Consider the following 19674-nt stretch of genomic DNA (forward strand, 5'->3'; position numbering starts at 1 on the left):
CCTGCGCATTGAAGGCGAAAATCTGGATATTAGTGCATTTTTCATGTCTTATCGGCCCTGAAAGACCCGTTCACGTCTGATGAAGACATGGGCGTGTCTTCCATTCGCGTTTCACGACGTATGCATCGATTCATAGGTTTCTTGGCGAATACGCGGCGATTCAGTAAGCTGGCTCTCGTTTACGCGTTCCATGGCCACACCCGTGGTCTTGGGGCCGAGCAGCCCGATGTTCAACATAATGATGACCATGACAACGGCTACGATGCAAAACATTGCAGTTGCGCCATCTTGTTTTAGGATAGGCAGCAGGATGAACGGCATTAACCCGCTCATCAGACGACTTAAGCTGTATGCGCTTCCAGTCGCGGTCGCCCGAATGGAGGTTGGGAAGATCTCGGCTTGAAAGACGTGGTATGCGTTCGAGAACACATTGCTGACCAATGTGTACAAAAATCCGCACAACATAATCGTGGCAGACGACGTAGACATGCCGAACAGTATCCCGAACAGCGCCATGCAGAACGCCGCGCCAACAATTAACCACTTGCGCTCTACGCGTTCAATAATCGGCAGTGAAATGAGCGATCCGATAGGATAGCCGATGAACGAAATGGCCGTGTACTCCAGGGAGTGGGTAACGGTGTAGCCTTTTGCAGCCAAAACGATAGGAACGAGCGTACCAAAGCCGTAGTATCCAATGGATTGAAGAATATGAAATACGTAGAGCATCGTCGTCCGCTTTGCGAATTCCCGTTTGAAGAGCGTGGAAATCGGCAGTTTTTCGCGAATGACAATCAGATTGTCATCTGCGATGACTTCGCTTGTCTCATCGATTCCTTCTTCAAATAGCTTGACGTTTTTTTCCGCTTCCTCGTGGCGGCCGACGGCCTCCAGCCAGCGTGGGGATTCCGGCAGATTTTTCTGGAGTATCCAAGCGCAAAATGCGCCTAACGCGCCAAGGATAAACAACCACCTCCAACCAGCCATGCCAGGGTGCAGTGGTACCAACCAACGCGCTAGAAATCCTTCAACAGGCACCGCACAAACCTGAATGGTATAGGCCCAAGCAATCACGCGTCCACGATTCTTGCTGGGGAGAATTTCACTGAGGTAGACGTCGCACAGGGCCGGCTGTGATCCCACGCCTACGCCAGCCAAGAAACGGCAGACAATCAGAAAGGTGATATTGGGACTAAATGCGCCCAGTAGCGTAAACACAGAGTAGATAAGTAGATTTAAGAAAAAGGCCTTTTTCCTACCGATGCGGTCACTGAGTGTATTGATGATGAGTGCGCCGAAAAACATGCCTAAAAACGCCGAACCTAAAAGTAGCGGTTGGACTGCATTACTCACGTGAAATTGATCCGTCAATACCGTACCGAGCACACCGGATAGGTTGACGTCGAAGAACTCAAAGAAGAGTGCAAAGCCAATGACGAACGTGGCGACCTTGTGGCGCCTGGTCATGGGCAATCGATTGAGGCGTCCAGCAATCGTTGCAGGATGAAACATCATATCACTTCCCAATCAAAATTTTCAAAGTGCATTTGATAACGCTTTCATGTTACTCTCCGTCTTCGTTCCTGAATACGTTAAGCGAATTAAATGTATATTGTTCATTTTGTTCACGAGCCTATGGTTCGGAGTCATGTTCTATCGTGAACAAGTGGTTTGTTCTACAATGGGTGTACTGCAAGGGGACCGTGCCGCGAAAGGACTGTGCTTGTGGTCCGCACGAGGTGCGGCAATGGGACGCGATAGAGGGGTTTATGTGCGATTTCAAACGAAATTGATGGTGTTGGTCGGTTCGTTATTGTTGTGTGTGATTGGCGTATTGGTCGTTTCCTTTCAATATATGACGGCCATCACGTTGCGCCAGCAAATCGGGGAGCGCGCATTAAATATTGCGCAAACCGTCGCGACGATTCCCGATATCCGCCATGCGTTTTCACAGCCGAATCCGTCGAAAATCATCCAACCGATTGCGGAGTCGATTCAACGGAAAACCGGGGCGGAGTTTGTCGTCGTCGGAAATCAGGAAGGGATTCGCTATTCGCATCCAGTCTCCAATCGAATTGGGAAGGAGATGGAAGGTGGCGATGACCGGGATGTGCTAGAAAAAGGGGAGTCCATCATAGAGCAGGCCGTTGGCACGCTTGGTCCTTCCTTGCGCGGGAAGACGCCGATTTATAATCAGAACGGGCAGATTATTGGTATTGTATCGGTCGGATTTTTGACCAAGGAAGTGGACACAAGTATTGCGTTGTATCGGGATCGTATTATTGTGCTGGGCGGAATAGCGCTACTTATCGGCGTCATCGGTACATTTTTTGTATCGCGCCGGGTCAAACAGGATATTTTGGGCCTGGAGCCGGAAGAAATCGGCCGATTATATCAAGAAAAGCGCGCAATTCTCACCTCCATTCGAGAAGGTATTGTCGCCATTGATGCGTCCCGAAAGATTACACTGGTGAACCAAACCGCATGTCGTCTATTTGGGTTGCCCAGTGAGTCGGATATCATCGGACAGCCCATCGAGCATTTGGCACCATCGCCTCATTTGCTGCGAGTTGTGCAGACAGGGGAGCCGGCGTATGACGAGCAGGTGATGATTTCAAATCAGGTGGTCGTTGCGAACACTGTACCGGTTGTCAATCAACGCGGTGAGACCATTGGTGCGGTATCGAGTTTTCGCAACAAGTCTGAATTGAATCGGTTGAGTGCGGAACTTTCTCAAGTTCGGACGTATGCGGATGCGCTTCGAGCCCAGACACATGAATATTCGAATAAGCTTTATACCATTTCTGGGTTAGTGCAATTGGAACGCTATCAGGAGGCGATTCAGTTTATTACGCGTGAATCCGATGTCCATCAAAATTTGATCCGCTTTGTGATGGACGAGATCCCAGATCCGATGATTGGCGGGTTGATTCTCGGCAAGTTTAATCGGGCACAGGAACTCAAAGTAACATTTGAATTGAATCGAGAAAGTAGTTTTCGCGATGTGCCGCAGACGGTGGATAGAGATGGGCTGATTACAATTATCGGTAACTTAATCGATAATGCGATAGAGGCTGTACTATCGCCAACGGTCACGGACAAGAAGGTCTCTGTGTTCTTAACGGACTTGGGGAAAGATCTGGTGATTGAAGTGGAAGACTGTGGCGTTGGTATTCCGGATGAATACGAACAGCGCATCTTCGATATGGGGTTTTCCACGAAATCGGAAAAGAATCACGGATTCGGACTGGCGTTGGTGAAAAAGGCGGTAGACGCGTTGCACGGACAAATCACGTTCACAGGGAAACAAGGGTGCGGGACAATTTTTACAGTTGTGATTCCGAAGGGCTACGCCGTCAAGATGGGGTACGATGTATGAAACAGGACACCGCGATTCAAGTTCTCGTCATTGAAGATGATGTAAGGATTGCTGAAATCAATCGTAGATTCGTAGAACGCGTCGATGGATATCAAGTCGTGGGCGTTGCGACCAATGAAACGGAAGCGAAGGAACACTTGGCTATCCTACACCCGGACTTGGTACTTCTCGATGTCTACTTTCCGGACATGGATGGATTTGAGCTATTGCAATACATCCATCAATATCACGACAATACGGACGTCATTATGATTACCGCGGCGAAGGAAGTTCGCGCCGTCAAGAGCGCGGTACGCAGTGGTGTCTTTGATTATATTGTCAAGCCGGTGATGTTTGATCGCTTTCAAGAGACGCTGTTGAGATATCGCGCCTTCCGGAAGCGGTTGGATGCATTGATGAAGGAGAATCCCAAAGTAGATCAGCAGGCTATCGACGAATTGATGCAGAGCATTGAGCCAAAGTCGTTGGATGGCGCGGACAGAGCGAATTTTCCGAAGGGTATCGACAAACTCACACTGGAAAAAGTTCAGTCCGTACTCGACCAACATCAAGCGGGATTGACGGCTGAGCAAATGAGCCAAAAAATTGGCTGCAGCCGTACGACGGCTCGGAGATATTTAGAGTATTTGGTCGCGCAAGATCAGGTACAGGCCGATCTTTCATACGGCGTCGTCGGGCGCCCAGAGCGGATTTATCGGCCGGTACAGCGAACATAGCCGAGGGCGCGACTGGCAGCCGGCCCTCGTGCAGTTCGTATGTTTGTTGATGTCGTTGGTTAGCGATTGATGGTCGACATGCTCGACTCGGGATAGCGTGTGCCTGCGGCGATGCCTTTTGGCGCGATATCGTCGATTGCACGCAGTTCCTCTGCAGAGAGCTTGACATTGACGCCACCGAGGTTGTCCTCGAGGTATTTACGCCGTTTGGTACCAGGGATAGGCACGATGTCGTCCCCTTTCGCAAGCAGCCAGGCGATGGCGAGTTGAGCCGGCGTGCATGACTTCTCGCGCGCCAATTCTTCGATTTTCGTGACCAGTTGCAAGTTCTTGGCGAAGTTTTCACCTTGGAAGCGTGGAGAGAAGCGGCGATAATCGTCCTCGGCGAGGTCTTCAAAGCGCTTGATTTGACCCGTGAGAAAACCACGGCCGAGCGGACTGTATGCGACAAAGCCGATACCCAGTTCGCGGACGGTTGGCAGGATTTCATCCTCAACTTCGCGGCTCCACAAGGAGTACTCGGTTTGCAGCGCTGTGATTGGGTGTACTTTGTGCGCACGCCGGATGGTGTCTGCAGCCGCTTCGGAAAGGCCCAAGTATTTCACCTTGCCAGCTTGTACGAGTTCTGCCATGGCGCCGACCGTTTCTTCAATCGGCACGGACGGATCGACCCGATGTTGGTAGTACAAGTCGATATAGTCGATACCGAGTCGGGACAGGCTCTTGTCGACCGCTTCGCGGACGTACTCTGGGCGGCCGTTGATGCCAAGGAAACTGCCGTCTTTCTCGGATCGGACATTGCCGAACTTGGTCGCGATGATGACTTTGTCGCGGTGTGGCTTCAGTGCGCGACCGACGAGCCGTTCGTTCTCGCCGACACCGTACATATCGGCTGTGTCAAAGAAAGTCACACCTAATTCAAGCGCACGTTCAATTGTACGAATGGACTCTTCGTCGTCGCGGTTGCTGTAAAAGTCGGACATGCCCATGCATCCGAGTCCAATTGCCGAGACTTCGAGACCCTGTTGACCCAGTTTGCGTTTTTCCATGGTAACCCTCCCTCGATGGCGTCCGTTCGCTGGACGTGTACTTCGATTGTAGGGGTGCGTCTACATCAATGCAATTCGTAGGCTACTTACAAAAGTGCTTAAGGATGATGAATGTTTGAAACCGCCGCGTGCAATCTTGTTTAGTTTATTAATTCTCGCAAACCTCGTTTGGTCCGGGAGTTTTGTCGCGACGAGCATCGCCACTCGTCAAATGAGCCCGACCTTTCTCACGATGACCCGCATGTTCGTGGGCGGCGTCGTTTTGTTTCCGTTTGTATTGATTGCGTTTCGCCGCAATCGTGCGGCGTTTTCGCGGAGTGCGTTGATAAAAAGCGCGTTGTTAGGGCTGATTGGATTTACGTTTCCGGTGACGTTGGAGACCATCGGCATTCACGCCTCGACTGCGGCGCTTGGCGCCGTGTCCATCGCCTTGGAGCCGTTGTTCACGGTGCTCATCGCTGCGCTCTTTTTACATCAAAAACTCAGCGGCAAGCGAAAATTCGCCATGGCCCTTGCTGCGATCGGCGCCTACGTGGTCGCAGGGTGTCCGCGGCCGGGTGTGGCCGGTTACGCGCTCGGCGATGCCCTCTTGTTGTTGGCCGTCTTGTGTTACGCCTGTTACAATGCGATGTCATCGAGGATGACCGAGGACTTGCCGGCATCTGCGGCGATGTCCATCATGCTCTTGACGGGGTTTCTTGGGTGTGTCCCGCTGTGGCTCCTCAGTGGCGGCGCCTGGCCCCATCGTTTGTCGCCCGGGCCGCTATTGGCGCTGGTGTTTCTCGCGCTCTTGGCCACGGCTGGCGCCTATTTGATTTGGCTGTTTGTGTTGCAAGACCAGGATATCGCCCGTGCGGCGATTACATTGTATCTACAGCCGATTTTTGGCGTGTTGTTGTCCATTGCCATCCTGAAGACGCACCCTACGCTCTATTTTTACATTGGAGCTTTCATGATACTGGTCGCACTGTACCTTGGTCGGCACAAGGAAGTCGTACAACCGAGTCAGTCGATTGATGTTTCATCCCGATAAAAGGAGTTGTCAAATATGGAGTGCCGGATTGGCTGCGCTGCTTGTTGTATCGCGATATCCATCTCTTCGCCGATCCCTGGCATGGAGCACGGCAAACCTGCGGGTGTGCGCTGTGTCCAACTCACCGAAGACAATCGGTGCCGATTGTTCGGGAAACCGGAGCGCCCGCTCGTCTGTCAGGCGCTACAGGCATCTAGGGAGATGTGTGGCGATTCGAACGTGGAGGCCTTTGCCACGTTGACCGCATTAGAAGAGGCGACCGCGCCAAAAGCTTTGGGCTAGGTGAAGGCAGCTAGTCATGAGCTTTGGGAATGATGGATTTTTGCCGCGGGTGGTTGGACACAATTTGGACATTATTCATCGCTTGGCGTAACCTAACAAGCGTGGGTCGGTTTGCAGGTATGCGTGCATTCTAAATAAAACCATCAAACCTGAACCGGGATTTTTTATTATACGATGTTAGGAAGTGGCTCGATGGAAAGAGAATTAGCGATGGAACTCGTGCGCGTGACAGAGTTCGCAGCACTGAAGAGCGCGACTTGGATGGGGCGCGGCGACAAAATGGCCGCCGACGGCGCGGCGACAGAGGCCATGCGCAAAATGTTTGATACCGTGTCGATGGACGGCACCGTCGTCATCGGTGAGGGCGAGATGGACGAGGCCCCGATGCTCTACATCGGTGAGCGACTGGGCACAGGGGTTCAGCCAGAAGTCGATGTCGCGGTAGACCCGATTGAGGGAACAGAGACCGTGGCAGCCGGCGCGGCCAACTCGATGGCGGTTGTCGCCATCGCGCCAAAGGGTTCTTTGCTCCATGCGCCAGACATGTACATGGACAAGATTGCTGTAGGTCGGAACGCTAAGGGACGAGTCAGTTTCCGAAAGAGCGTTCGCGAGAATCTGTTGGCGGTTGCGGAAGCCAATGGCAAGGATATCAAGGACGTCGTCGCGGTGATTCTAGATCGGGAGCGGCATGCGAAACTCATTCAGGAGGTGCGGGAAGCAGGTGCGCGCATCAAGCTGATACCGGCTGGTGACGTCGCGGGTGCGCTGTATACGGCATTCCCGGAGAAAGGCGTCGATATTCTATTAGGTTCCGGCGGGGCACCAGAAGGGGTACTTGCCGCATGCGCCCTGAAGTGTTTGGGTGGTGAGCTGATTGGCTGCCTGCTTCCCGAAAACGACGAACAGCGCCGGCGGTGCGAGGAAATGGGCATCAGCGATGTCGATCACGTCCTCGAATTGGACGACCTCGTTCGCGGCGACGACGCCATCTTCTCTGCGACGGGGATCACCGATGGCGAATTGCTCGACGGTGTGCGTTTTCTCGGGAACAACCGCGCGCGCACGCAAACGCTCGTGATGCGGGCGAAGACTGGCACGGTCCGCTTTGTTGAGGCTTATCACAACTTGAATCTGAAAATGGGCTGGGAGCGCTAAGCCCCATTTTCAGATTCATCGCGCAGACGCTCTCATGCGAACGTGTTTGCGCTTGCGGCGGGACTTTGGTGGTGTTACACTGTCCCTGACAATTGAACGATGTGAAGAGGGGCGCTAGGGGTGCCGCGTATTGGCTGAGAAGCGACAGTTGTGTCGCTAACCCTGGGACTCGATCTGGGTCATACCAGCGGGAGGAAGTGCCCATCGACGATACAGCAGCACCCTTTTCACGTGCACGTCGTGACGAGGGTGCTGCTTTGATTTGTCTAAGGCACCAGTTCCGGCGAGCACACGAGTCCACTCTCGCACTGGAGGAGGAGTGAAATATGACGGCTTGGAAGTTGAGAGACGTCATCGTCATGGTCGTCCTGGCGATTGTGACAGGCGCATTGTACAAGGTGTGGGACATTCTTTATGCGGTCATTCCGACCACCGCGTACGCAGGCCAAGCGACGATGACGGGGCTTTGGCTGATTGCCTCGGTTTTGGTGGCCTATATCATTCGCCGACCGGGGGCCGCACTCTTGGCCGAACTGATCGCGGCGTCGGTCGAATTGTTGCTCGGCGGGCAGTGGGGATTGTCTAATTTGGTGGCCGGCCTGATTCAAGGCGTCGGCGCAGAACTGGCATTTTGTCTATTTTTCTATCGCGGCTACCATATCGTCTCTTGCATATTATCTGGCGTACTGGCGAGCGCCGCAGCCGTCCTGCAGTGGTATTTTCAGTACGGTGGCAACGAGCTTACAGCGGGCACGCAAGTGGCGTATATCGTCATTGCGCTTTGCAGTGGGGCCGTCCTCGGGGGCATTCTGCCGAAGCTTGTCGCTGACGCGCTCTACAAAGCGGGTGTCCTGCGGAACTTCGCCATCGCCAGGCAGCGAGCGATGGCCCGATGAATCGGCATCAGCAGGGACCGGTGGCAGATGTGTCGCCGGTCCTGTCTGTACACAATTTGTCAGTGACGTATGGGGATGACGCGACTCCAACCATCGTCGACTGCACGTTTGACGTGCTCCCAGGCGAATGTGTTCTTGTCACAGGCCCTAGCGGCAGTGGCAAAAGTACCATTGCGATGGCGCTTGCGGGCATTATTCCGCGGTCCATCGAGGCAGATGTCTCCGGTGAGCTGATTTGGCAACCGTCACTCCAGAAACCGGGCAAAATCGGTTACGTGTTTCAAGATCCTGACTCGCAGTTTTGTATGCTGACTGTGGCGGATGAAATCGCTTTTGGTCTGGAAAACCTGCAGATACCTCGCGAAGAGATGCCTGCCCAAACCGAGGCGTCTTTGCGCCGCGTCGACTTAGATGTCGCGCCAAGCGACCATCATGCCAACTTTTCCGGGGGAATGAAGCAGAAGCTTGCCATTGCCTCGGCGCTTGCGATGGACTGTGAATTCCTGATTCTCGATGAGCCGACTGCGAATCTCGATCCGCTTGCAACCCGCCAAATATTCGAACAAATTGTCGCGCTCAGGCGCATGGGGCGCACCTTGCTGATTGTTGAGCACAAGTATTCTCCGCTCTTACCGTTTGTCGACAAGGTGCTTAGGGTGGACGCAAGTGGGCGGGTGACGTCGCTGCGACCAGACGAACTGTCGCGCACCTTGGGACGCCGGGCCGATAGCGATGAGACACCGATGCAGACTAGCAAAAAGCATTTATCTGTCGCATGTGGTGTGGAGATGGGCGAGGTTTCGTTGACACGCCCCAGTGGCGAATTCGGTGGCAAGCCCCTCTTGGAGGTGGCGGATGCCGCACTTTGCTATGGTGATAAAACCATTTGGTCTGGGGTTTCCCTTACTTTGCACAAGGGTGAGTTTGTGGCGATTGTCGGGCCGAACGGGGCTGGCAAGTCGAGTTTGCTCGAGGTGATGGGCGGGCTTTTGCCTGCGACTTCTGGAGAAGTGCGCCTGTTGGGTACGCCGGTCGGACGAGTTCGCCCAACAGCGCGCTATCAGACGATTGCTTATGGATTTCAAAATCCCGAGTATCAATTTTTGTTTGAACGCGTGGTCGATGAGATGGCGGGCAGAATGGTCGGGGATGACGTTCCGCCTGAGGTGTTGGCCCAGTTGGCTGAATTTGGTCTGGAACATCACGCCACAGCGTCTCCTTACGCACTCAGTCAAGGGCAAAAGCGGCGTCTCGCCGTTGGAGTGATGTTGCGTGATGAGCACGATTTGTTCCTGTTTGACGAACCGACGTATGGCCAGGACAAGGCGTCGGAGGAGACGATTCTCCGCCGTCTTCAACAATTGCAGTCGGCCGGAAAAACGGTGGTGACGATCACGCACGATATGGCGTTGGTCAAACGCTATGCGACGCGCGTCTTGGTGCTGGCGGATGGACAATTGCTATTTGACGGTACGGTGAAAGACTTATATGCCCGTGAAGACATCCTCAATCGCGCCCATTTACTCGATGACACGCGTCCGCTTCAAGCAGGTGTGAAGGAAGATGGCGTCCTCGTGCGCAAATCTACGACAGCTACGGCGGTACCTGTGCGTGTAGAGCGAGTGGATGAGATGCATCAGCGGGCCTACAAAGCGGCAGCGCGTTCACCGCTCTCGGCGGTTCATCCGGGTGTGAAGTTACTCACGCTGGTGTATATTGCGTTATTCACGCTCTTCACGAATTCATTTCGGGAGCTTGCCGTGATGTGGGCGGTGACGCTCGTCGTGACGTTTGGCCTGGGTTGGTGCAATCCGTGGCGCGCGTTGAAACGACTCTGGATTGTGCTGGCGATGTATGTGATTTATTTGTGGACGTTTGCGGCGAACGCGGCGACACCGCCTGGATATCACTACGAAAACGTCCTCTGGTTCCACTTGAGCTTTTATGGCTTATGGCAGGGGCTAATCGTCGCGCTACGCACGTTTTCGACGGTGGTACTGGCGTATGCCTTCGTGGAGACGACAGATGGGACGGACTTTGTCGTCAGTCTCAGCCAATCGTTTCACTTGCCACCCAAACTCGCGTATGGCGTCATGGCTGGAACGGGATTTTTGCAGCGAATTGACCATGAGTTGCGCACGTTTCGAATGGCTCGACGCGTGCGTGGCCGGCAAGGTTGGTGGGTGACGCGACCAGTCAGTTACGCGTTGCCCATGCTCAGTCAGTCCATTCGCCTCAGTGAGCGCCTTGCAATGGCGATGGAAGCGCGAGGCTTTTATGGTGCACCGGCGAATCGCTGGAACGGTCGCACGTATTTTCGACGTATTCCTTTTCGCCTGTGGGATTTTGTGTTTGCAGGTCTGTGTGTGGTCGTGGTGGTGGGACTGTTTATGGCCGTATCATCGCGTTAAAGTAGGTGCGATTTCGAACGTGCCTTTGCTGTCGAGCGCATATTTCAGATGGAACGCATCTCGAATGCATCTTTAGAAAAAAAGCGCCGCAGGTGGGAATCCCCATCCGCGGCGCTTTTTTGCGACTGAACTCGTGAACGTTATGGTTCCTCCGGATGGCGCTCGCGCATCTCGCGCCACAGCCATACGATGGCGACACCGGCGAAGACGGCGAACAGCGGCATCACTGGGTAGCGGAATCTATCCCAGGCCGGGAAGAAGAAGAAGAAACAGGTGTTGTATAAGGCAAACGTCAACAGGAACAAGCTCGCTTTGAACCCGTCAAAGCGACGCACCACCACGACGCCGATGCCGATCAAAGCGGCGGCGATGAATAAGTAGTAACCGGCGTTACTAATGCTATCCATCAGGTTCGTCAGATGTTGCAGACTTGGCACGGCGTGAAACGTGTACCAGTTTGCGTTCACGTCGTTCTTGTACAGGTCGTACATCTTGATGAATCCGTTGAGAATCGTCGTTGGAATGTGGTGAACGATATGGTCGAGCGCAGCGTGTTCACCCACCTGGTTTTTGACGATCTCATTGTTGATATGGAGCAACGGGTTGATGTTTGGATTCCATGACCAGTAATAGCCGCCGTTGGTATGTGTTCCTTGCCACAGATTCGTGCCGCCGTTGGTCGAGACGAGGACGAAGTGGTGCATGGCGATTTTGTTGCGGATGGTCACTGGTAGAATGGTTATAAACATCGCGATGAACAACGTGATGGCTCGCCCGAATCCCGTTGCCACGCGCCGCCGCTGAATGAAGAGTTCGTACAACAGGACGAATACCGGGAACAGTAGCGGAATTGGCCGAACGTCAGCTGCGAGGCCCAGCACGAGTCCGGACGCAGCAATCCACCGTAGTGCGACGCGACCAGCGTGATTGCGCGCCAGCAGGTACAGATATAATGACACCAGCAGCAGTGCCGAAAACAATTCTTCGGAGCCAAGGACTGCGTTCCAGACGATTTGGCTCGGCAACAGTGAATAGACCACGGCAGCCGCTAATGCCATCGACTTGCGATGGAACAGTTGCATGCTGATAAGATAGATGAGGCCGACAATACACGTACTGAGGATGACGTTGACCGCCAAACCCACCATCACGTGCGCGCCAGTGACGCGAAAGATGAGTGATAGAAAAAACGGCCAGCCAATCGGCCAGTACGCAGTCGGGTGGCCGTTCCATACGTACCCCTGACCTGTCGCTAACAGCTGTGCATGTTGAAAATACCAGAGGAAATCCGCTTTTTGGGGCGGGTGCATGTAGAGCAGCCAGACACCCCGGAAAATCAGATTGAGTACTAGAATATCCCAAATCCAGTGTTTGGCGGGTGTAGCTGTTGTCTTGGCAGACATCGCGATACTCCTTTCGTACGCTACTATCCTATCGTATGTCGGGCGGCCTGACGAGCCGTTGGCGCAACCTCGAATCTGTTGAAACTGCGTGAATGCTCCGCCTTTGTACGTTTTCTTTGATTGGATGTAAGTGAAAATGATTTGATGTGGTATTATAACGAGTGAAATCTGTAGAAAACGGGAGTGGAATTATGCCATTTACGGAACAAGATCAATTGGCAGTTAAGACCATACGCACGCTTTCCATTGACGCGATTGAGAAGGCAAATTCGGGTCACCCAGGATTGCCGATGGGTGCGGCGCCGATGGCTTATGTCTTGTGGAGCCGTTTCATGAAGTTTAATCCAGAAAACCCATCGTGGATCAACCGAGATCGCTTCATTTTGTCAGCCGGTCACGGTTCCATGTTGCTGTACAGCATGCTGCATTTGACGGGCTACGATGTCTCGATGGATGATTTGAAGTCATTCCGTCAATGGGGTTCGAAAACGCCAGGACATCCAGAGTTCGGCCACACGCCAGGCGTTGACACGACCACCGGTCCTTTGGGACAAGGTATTGCAACGGCCGTTGGTTTTGCTATGGCGGAACGCTTCATGGCGGCGACGTTCAACCGCGAAGGTCACGATTTGATTGATCACTATACATACGTGATTTGCGGTGACGGCGATTTGATGGAAGGCGTTGCGGCGGAAGCTAGCTCACTGGCAGGCCACCTTGGCTTGAACAAGTTGATTGTGCTTTATGACTCCAACGACATTTCCCTCGACGGTCCGACGAAACAGGCGTTTACCGAGGACGTCAAAATGCGCTACCGCTCGTACGGCTGGAACGTACTGCGCGTTGAAGACGGAAACAACTTGGATGAAATCGAACGCGCAATCGCTGAGGCAAAGACGTTCACGGATGGCCCAACACTGATTGAGGTCAAGACGATCATCGGGTATGGCGCACCGAACAAACAGGGCACGCACGGCGTACACGGCAGCCCGCTCGGCGCAGAAGAGACCAAGTTGGCGAAGGAAGCCTACGGCTGGAAGTACGAGTCGTTCTTCGTCCCAGACGAAGTGCGCCAGTTGTTCGCCGATTTGAAGGCGAAGCGCCAGGCTGAAGAGGCAGAGTGGAACGAGAAGTTCAAGGCGTACGAGAGCGCTTATGCACAGGATGCGAAGCTGTTCAAGGACGTCGTCGCCGGCAAGGCGGGTGTCGATTTTGATGCCGTACTGCCAGAGTTCACGGACGCGACGGCAACGCGTGACGCGTTTGGCACCGTCATCAACGCCATTGCGCCGCACATGCCGACGCTCTTGGGCGGATCAGCTGATTTGTCCAGTTCCAACAAGACCTTTATCAAGAGCTCCGAACACTTCAAGCAACCGGACTACTCCGGCAAGAACGTCGACTACGGCGTACGCGAACACGCGATGGGTGCAGCGCTCAACGGTTTGGCACTGCATGGCGGTGTCTTCCCATACGCTGGTACGTTCCTCGTGTTTGTCGATTACCTGCGCCCGGCTGTTCGCCTGTCTGCGCTGATGAAGCAACCAGTGCTCTACATTCTCACGCACGACAGTATCGCAGTCGGTGAGGACGGCCCGACGCACGAACCTGTAGAACAATTGGCTTCGTTGCGCGCCATCCCAGGTTTGCGTGTGTTGCGTCCAGCAGATGCGACGGAAACGGCGTTGTCTGTGAAGTTTGCCTTGACGCACCGCGATGCGCCAGTCGCCTTGGCACTGACGCGTCAAAAGTTGCCGACGCTCAAGGAAATTAAGGACAACAAGAACAACTTCGAAAAAGGCGGGTACGTCATCTACCAGAACGGCGACGGTTTGGATTTGGCGCTGTTGGCCGCTGGTTCAGAAGTTCACTTGGTGCTTGAAGTCGCTAAGAAATTGGCGAACGAAGGCGTCAAAGTGCGCGTCATCAGCTTCCCGTCGCTCGAAGTTTTCGAAGAGCAAGACGCAGCATACAAGGAATCTGTTCTGCCAAAGAGCGTGAAAAAGCGCGTTGCGGTAGAAATGGCGCATCCGATGAGCTGGTACAAGTACGTTGGTCTCGATGGAGAAGTTATCGGCATCGACAAGTTTGGCGCGTCTGCACCTGGCGACCGCGTCATCGAAGAATACGGCTTTACTGTGGATAACGTGTACAACATCACGAAGTCCGTGCTCAATAAGTAAAAAAGAGATCGATTTAGTGGGCATCCTGCCGTGTGTGTTACACATGGTGGGGTGCCCTTTTTCGTGTGATTTGGCAGTGCATCAGAAATGGCCGCCCCATCTGGGTCGGCATCGCAGGTGCCATCGTCATGGTGTTATACGGCGTCATTGCGACGCGACAGGAGTTTTCCTTCGGCAAGACGTATGCGGCGTACGGCGGGATTTTCATCGCGATGGCCGTGATGTGGGGATGGATTGTCGATAAACGATTTCCTGACCTCAACGTGGCTTGTAATTGATGACGAAGTCGCGGAACTGTTTGGCAATCGGCGAAATGGCGCGTTTGGATGGCACGGCTAAGCCGCTCACTCGCTTTAATGGGGGATGAATCGAGACAATGGTGGTGTTTGGACTACACAGGAGGCGTGCGATTCGCCTGCCCATCAGGCTGACGCCCATCTCTTCTTCAACAAAGTGGCGCAAGATTTCATGATTGCTGTTGAGAACGACATTCGGATTAAAACCGGATTCTTGACAGGCTTGCACCATTTCGCGCTTGAAGCCGGTGCTGGACTTGGCCAATAAGAATTTTTCGTCCGCAAGGTCCTTTAACGCTATCGAGGGTTTGTTGGCCAACTCGTGGCGAGCGGGCAGGAGTGCCACGACACTTCATCGTTGACGAGTGGGTGAAAGCTCACGCTCTGCTCATTTGTTGTGGGTGCGGAAATAAATGCTGAGTCGATTCGGGATTCGCGGAGCCAATGGATAAGGTCGTCCGTCGTCCCTTCTTCGACTTCGGCGGAGACGGCGGGATATCGTCTAAAAAATCCTTGATGATTCTGTCAAATCCGAGATAAGCCATCGTCGCGATAGCGCCAATTCGGATTCGGTCGGCCGTGCATTGTTTGAACTGTTGCATAGCGTCAGCACAGTGTTCTAAATCTAAAATGATCTTCTGGGCGTAGTGCCGAAATTCCTCTCCAGCTGGGCTCAACCTCACCTTGCGTGGTTCGCGAATGAATAGCCTCGTGCCAATTTCGGCCTCTAATTTTTGAATCTGCTGCGAAATCGATGATTGTGATACACACAATTCCAACGCGGCCTTCGAAAAGCTTCCGTACTTGTCGATTGCGAGAAAGTATTCCAACTGGTGGATTTCCATGAATGAATCCCTCCGTTAGCAACGATGGCGCACGGCCTGGGCGAAATCGGTATGTATGGGTCAGCGGGTAACGATGGTGGATGGTGGGCTATCACTTTTACTTATAGAGTGTATCTGAAACAAAGATTGTTTGTAAACGCATTCATAGATAATCTGAGACTGCGAAATACAGCAGGCACTCGTTGTTTTTGAAAGCGCAATCATATCAGCGGTTTCCAAGGAGGCGAAATCAATGAGTGAGATTGTCACGACGTCTCAGAACCACGCGGTTGGGCTCACTGGCAGATTGGATCACTCGTCGATGACACCACGTCACGGCGGACTGTATGTCATTGTCATCCTGGGCCACATGTTCGATGGTTTTGGCATCAGCATGATCGGTTATGTACTGGCCAGCATTACGATGACTTTTTCCTTGCACCCTTCGCAATCGGGATTTCTTGCGTCGAGCGGATCGATTGGCATGGCCGTCGGTGCATTTGTCATTGGACCGTTAACAGATAAGATTGGGCGCAAACGAGGATTCATGTTAGCGATAGGTCTGTTTACGGCGTTTAGTGCGCTATGTGCCGTGGCTCCGAGTTATTCGAGTTTGGTCTGGTTTCGGGCAATTCAAGGTGTCGGCCTTGGCATGTATGTGCCGATAACCGGAACCTACGTCAGTGAGTTTATGCCAGTCAAGCAACGGGGTCGAGCGCTCACTTTGTCGACCTTCTTCTGGTCCGGTGCGACGCTGTTGGCTGGGGGTGTCGGTGCCGCGTTGGTCCCCAATTTTGGTTGGCGCGCGATGTTCATTGTCGCCGCAGTGCCAGCGTTTATCGTGTTTCTCCTCTGGTTCTTTATGCCTGAGAGTGTGCGCTACCTCATCAAGCGGGGGAAGTTAGAGGCCGCAGAGCAGGTGGTCGATAGACTTTCTACCGTGGCGAAGCGTGAAGATGTCGCTTTCGGGGATGTCAGTACGACGCCGCTTGTCGATGAGCCGGCCAAACATGTATCTGTGGCGAAAATCTTCTCAGGGAAATACGCTCGCTTGACGGCCGGCGTTTGGATTATGGAGATCATCAGCGGCATTGTGCTGTATGGGCTCTCCACGTGGCTGCCAAGCATCTTCGAAAACATGGGGTTTGGTATGGTGCACAGCTTTCTGTTTAGTGCTGTCATCACAGGTTCGGGCGCAATCGGCAGTCTCATTGGTGCCCTGTTGATCGAGCGAGTGGGCTATCGGTGGCTGTTGGTCCTCGGTTTCACGGTGGGCGGCATTCTGCTCATTGTCTGGGCGCTTGCCACGAACCCAACGGTTATCGTCGTCGTCGGTGCGTTTTCTGCACTCTTCGGGGTAGGGGCTGGAGGTGTCGTGTTTGCCTATTTAAGTTCGCTGTACCCGACTGCGGTACGTGCGACTGGCGTCGCCTGGGGCGGTCTTTGGCAGCGCGTCGGCGGTATTGTCGCACCGAGCGCGATCGGCATCTTGATAGGGTTACATGTTCCAAACTTCGCCTTCTTCATCGTCCTGGGGATATTGTGGCTAATCGGCGGACTCGTGTCTTTGGTCATGACGCGTGAGCTCGTTGGAAAATCGCTCGAACAGATTGATCAGGAGTTAGCTCAATAACCGCGGTTCAACGGAGAGGGGGTGATGGGGGATACTCGTCGCAATCGATGAACATCTTCAAGCGTGGTCACTTGATAGTCACTGTGCCCGTGCTCGATGTGTCTCATCCTGATTTCCAATTTTATAATCTTAATGTTTTATCAGAATTCATAAATTATTTGGTAGGTGATATATGTGCTGGAAGAACGAGATTGGCGTCTGGCGCGCATTCGCAAGGCGATGGAAGCAAGCGGGATGGAGGGGCTCCTCGCTTATGCGCCCGGTTGGCGCCGTGAGAACGTTCGCTATCTGACGGGCGCTCGCTTACGAGGTAGCTTGACTGTCACTTATTTGCCCCACAGTGGAACGGCTACAGCGTTTACGCAAAATCTACAGGACGCTCAATCCATTGCAGAACAAGGATGGGTTGAGGATGTTCGGCCACTCTCCTTTCCGGATTGTCAAGAAATCGTCCATCGCTTAACGGAAGGCGGTGCACCGACCAAGTTAGGGGTTGCCTACCTAGAACTGATGCCAAGTTTGTTACTTACCGCAATTCAACAGGCCTTACCACATACGGAAATCGTCTCTGCGACGAAACTGATGACCAAAGTTCGATTGGCCAAGAGCGACTGGGAATTAGAGCAAATTCGTCGCGCGGGTGTCATTTGCTCAGCCGGATGGAAGACGTTTGTCGAGGCGCTCAAGCCTGGCGTCATGGAATACGAGGTCGTTGCAGCGGTGGAGGCAGAGATGAAGAGCCTCGGTGCTGAGGACAATTTTATGTTGTTCGCCTCCGGAAAAACCGAGGTCATGGGGATGACACCGCCAGGGAATCGGCGCTTGCAGTTCGGCGATATGGTACGCACGGAACTCACGCCACAACTGAGCGGCTATTGGGCTCAACTCTGTCGATCCGCTGTCATTGGACCGCCGAGTGAAGGCCAACTGCGTTCGTTTGAGTTGTTCAAGGAGGCGTTGGAGGCCGGTTTGGCTGCCGTGCGCGTCGGCGCGACAGGGCACGATATCGCCCGCGCGGAGAATGACGTGTTTCGAAAATATGGTTACGGCGAATATTGCACCAGCCAATATACCCGTGTTCGTGGTCATGGACACGGATTGTATTTAGACGAAGTGCCGATGATTGTCGAGGGTGATGAGACTGAATTAGAGGAAAATTCGGTTGTTATTGTTCACCCGAACACGTATACACCGTTGGCAGGTTATCACGTATTGGGAGACCCCGTCGTCGTGAAAGGCGATGGATACGAATTGTTGACGAGTACAGAACGCGTGTTGTTTACGGCAGCTGTATAAGGTATGGAGGGGGATGGCCATGAAACGCGGGCTGGTTTTACTAGATCCGACGGAGACCACGACCGAGGAGTTGAAGGCGCGAGTATCCGATTGTCAGCGATTATTGCAGGATCGCGGGATTGATCTCGCGCTCATCTATGGGGATGTCTATCGTTCCGGCGATATCACGTATCTCTCGAATTTGTGCATCTACTGGAATGAAGGGATACTTCTGGTACCTGCCAAGCAAGACCCCGTATTTTTGACGAAGTTGTCGCGGCGCGTGCACCCGTGGATGCGCGCAAATTCCATCATCGAGGACCTCCGAAGCGGCCCCAATCTAGCTCAGCTGGTCGCGGAATATGTCAATGAGCAACCGGCTGGTGTGATTGGACTCTCCGAGATGAACTGGTGGCCTGCTTCGGTGATTGAAGAGTTGCGCGCGAAGCTCCCTGGTTGGGAACTGCGTGATTTGCAGAGTGCCATTCGCGAAAAGCGACAAGTTCCGTCTGCGTCTGAACAGAAGCTGCTCCTGGAGAGCGCGAAAGTGAGTGCCAGAGCAGTGGCGGCCGGATTAGATGGCGCCCTGTCCAATCCAGAGCGCGCCGGTGCCGCAGAGCGAGTTGCCCGCATGGCGGGGGTGGAGGATGTCTTCGTCTATTGCTACGAAAGCGGATCGCAGGCGGACACGGTTGAAGTGATTTCAGAGTATCGCGGATATTGGACCACTGCCGCGCGGGTGATTGCGAGGGAATCTGCGGATTGGGCGAACATGATGGACGTTACGTACGGCGTGATTGTACAGGAACTTCGCGCTGGCACGGACTTGAACCGCCTGTATGCGCAATTGGGCGCCGTGATACCTGAAGAAAACAACCTGTCTTGGAAATTAGATTTGATTCATCACACAGATATCGAAACACAAGGCGATTATCGCCTTCCAGACGAGCTGGATAAACCTATCCCAGCGGGTTCCGTCGTCGGACTGCGCCTCGTCTGCACGTTTGCCGATGGCACAGAAGCCGTGATGGCGGACACGTTTGCCGTAGAAGAATATGGCGCAAACCGTTTGACAGGCGATTTGCCGATTGCGCGATATCAACCCAATGAAAAATAAGCTCAATTTGCTGTGATAT

At 53.5% G+C, this 19674-nt stretch carries 16 protein-coding genes, 2 pseudogenes and 1 riboswitch; of the genes and pseudogenes, 12 read left to right on the forward strand and 6 right to left on the reverse strand.

Annotated elements, in window-relative coordinates:
* Window positions 1-111: 111 nt before the first annotated feature.
* On the reverse strand, window positions 112-1512 hold the full coding sequence (locus tag K1I37_RS07240; protein WP_021297618.1) for an MFS transporter: 1401 nt from the start codon (window positions 1510-1512) through the stop codon (window positions 112-114).
* A 235-nt stretch (window positions 1513-1747) separates the two neighbouring features.
* Between K1I37_RS07240 and K1I37_RS07245 the strand changes: the two genes are divergently transcribed.
* Both K1I37_RS07245 and K1I37_RS07250 read left to right on the forward strand, forming a co-directional pair.
* Entirely contained in the window at window positions 1748-3379 is a 1632-nt protein-coding gene (locus K1I37_RS07245) for an ATP-binding protein (RefSeq protein WP_021297619.1), read from the forward strand.
* On the forward strand, window positions 3376-4095 hold the full coding sequence (locus K1I37_RS07250) for a response regulator (protein ID WP_021297620.1): 720 nt from the start codon (window positions 3376-3378) through the stop codon (window positions 4093-4095). The genes K1I37_RS07245 and K1I37_RS07250 overlap by 4 nt, the downstream gene beginning before the upstream one ends.
* Before the next feature lie 59 nt (window positions 4096-4154).
* Here the strand turns inward: K1I37_RS07250 and K1I37_RS07255 are convergent, their stop codons facing one another.
* Complete coding sequence (locus tag K1I37_RS07255) at window positions 4155-5144, reverse strand: aldo/keto reductase (protein WP_021297621.1); 990 nt, start codon at window positions 5142-5144, stop codon at window positions 4155-4157.
* A 115-nt stretch (window positions 5145-5259) separates the two neighbouring features.
* On the opposite strand from K1I37_RS07255, the gene K1I37_RS07260 reads away from it, so the two are divergent.
* The 5 genes from K1I37_RS07260 to K1I37_RS07280 all read left to right on the forward strand — a co-directional run bounded on the left by K1I37_RS07260 (window position 5260) and on the right by K1I37_RS07280 (window position 10924).
* Window positions 5260-6177: a DMT family transporter gene (locus K1I37_RS07260; RefSeq protein ID WP_021297622.1), complete on the forward strand. Its 918-nt coding sequence runs from the start codon at window positions 5260-5262 to the stop codon at window positions 6175-6177.
* Between the two features lie 15 nt (window positions 6178-6192).
* Window positions 6193-6459, forward strand: coding sequence for a zinc/iron-chelating domain-containing protein (locus K1I37_RS07265; RefSeq protein WP_021297623.1), 267 nt, complete (start codon window positions 6193-6195; stop codon window positions 6457-6459).
* A gap of 192 nt (window positions 6460-6651) precedes the next feature.
* The gene (glpX, locus tag K1I37_RS07270) at window positions 6652-7617 is read left to right on the forward strand and encodes a class II fructose-bisphosphatase (protein ID WP_021297624.1); all 966 of its coding nucleotides are present in this window, start codon (window positions 6652-6654) and stop codon (window positions 7615-7617) included.
* Between the two features lie 106 nt (window positions 7618-7723).
* Window positions 7724-7830: riboswitch (TPP riboswitch) on the forward strand.
* Between the two features lie 113 nt (window positions 7831-7943).
* On the forward strand, window positions 7944-8513 hold the full coding sequence (locus tag K1I37_RS07275; RefSeq protein ID WP_021297625.1) for an ECF transporter S component: 570 nt from the start codon (window positions 7944-7946) through the stop codon (window positions 8511-8513).
* Window positions 8510-10924 carry an ATP-binding cassette domain-containing protein gene (locus K1I37_RS07280; RefSeq protein WP_021297626.1) on the forward strand — a complete coding sequence of 805 codons (2415 nt, stop codon included), beginning with the start codon at window positions 8510-8512 and terminating at the stop codon, window positions 10922-10924. Before K1I37_RS07275 ends, K1I37_RS07280 begins: the two co-directional genes overlap by 4 nt.
* 140 nt (window positions 10925-11064) lie before the next feature.
* Here the strand turns inward: K1I37_RS07280 and K1I37_RS07285 are convergent, their stop codons facing one another.
* Window positions 11065-12327 carry a glycosyltransferase family 39 protein gene (locus K1I37_RS07285; RefSeq protein ID WP_021297627.1) on the reverse strand — a complete coding sequence of 421 codons (1263 nt, stop codon included), beginning with the start codon at window positions 12325-12327 and terminating at the stop codon, window positions 11065-11067.
* Between the two features lie 191 nt (window positions 12328-12518).
* Between K1I37_RS07285 and tkt the strand changes: the two genes are divergently transcribed.
* Window positions 12519-14510 carry a transketolase gene (tkt, locus tag K1I37_RS07290; protein ID WP_021297628.1) on the forward strand — a complete coding sequence of 664 codons (1992 nt, stop codon included), beginning with the start codon at window positions 12519-12521 and terminating at the stop codon, window positions 14508-14510.
* 65 nt (window positions 14511-14575) lie between these two features.
* Window positions 14576-14788, forward strand: a complete 213-nt coding sequence (locus K1I37_RS07295) for a YnfA family protein (RefSeq protein WP_021297629.1) — start codon at window positions 14576-14578, stop codon at window positions 14786-14788.
* On the opposite strand, the gene K1I37_RS07300 is transcribed toward K1I37_RS07295, so the two are convergent.
* The 3 genes and pseudogenes from K1I37_RS07300 to K1I37_RS21835 form a co-directional block, all read right to left on the reverse strand.
* Window positions 14769-15152, reverse strand: coding sequence for a LysR family transcriptional regulator substrate-binding protein (locus K1I37_RS07300; protein WP_021297630.1), 384 nt, complete (start codon window positions 15150-15152; stop codon window positions 14769-14771). The two genes, K1I37_RS07295 and K1I37_RS07300, sit on opposite strands and share 20 nt — an antisense overlap.
* Window positions 15104-15259: pseudogene (locus tag K1I37_RS21830) on the reverse strand (hypothetical protein); the annotation flags it as partial. The pseudogene K1I37_RS21830 and the gene K1I37_RS07300, both read right to left, overlap by 49 nt.
* Window positions 15260-15477: 218 nt before the next feature.
* A pseudogene (locus tag K1I37_RS21835) lies at window positions 15478-15651 on the reverse strand (helix-turn-helix domain-containing protein); the annotation flags it as partial.
* Between the two features lie 232 nt (window positions 15652-15883).
* Between K1I37_RS21835 and K1I37_RS07310 the strand changes: the two are divergent.
* From K1I37_RS07310 to K1I37_RS07320, 3 genes are all read left to right on the forward strand, one after another.
* Window positions 15884-17263, forward strand: a complete 1380-nt coding sequence (locus K1I37_RS07310; RefSeq protein WP_021297632.1) for an MFS transporter — start codon at window positions 15884-15886, stop codon at window positions 17261-17263.
* Window positions 17264-17437: 174 nt separating this feature from the next.
* Window positions 17438-18559, forward strand: coding sequence for a M24 family metallopeptidase (locus tag K1I37_RS07315; RefSeq protein WP_021297633.1), 1122 nt, complete (start codon window positions 17438-17440; stop codon window positions 18557-18559).
* Between the two features lie 19 nt (window positions 18560-18578).
* A complete protein-coding gene (locus tag K1I37_RS07320; protein ID WP_021297634.1) occupies window positions 18579-19655 on the forward strand; it encodes an aminopeptidase P family N-terminal domain-containing protein in 1077 nt (358 codons plus the stop codon).
* The last annotated feature ends 19 nt before the right edge of the window (window positions 19656-19674 follow it).

Source organism: Alicyclobacillus acidoterrestris (assembly GCF_022674245.1).
In the GTDB taxonomy this organism is placed as follows: Bacteria; Bacillota; Bacilli; order Alicyclobacillales; family Alicyclobacillaceae; genus Alicyclobacillus; species Alicyclobacillus acidoterrestris.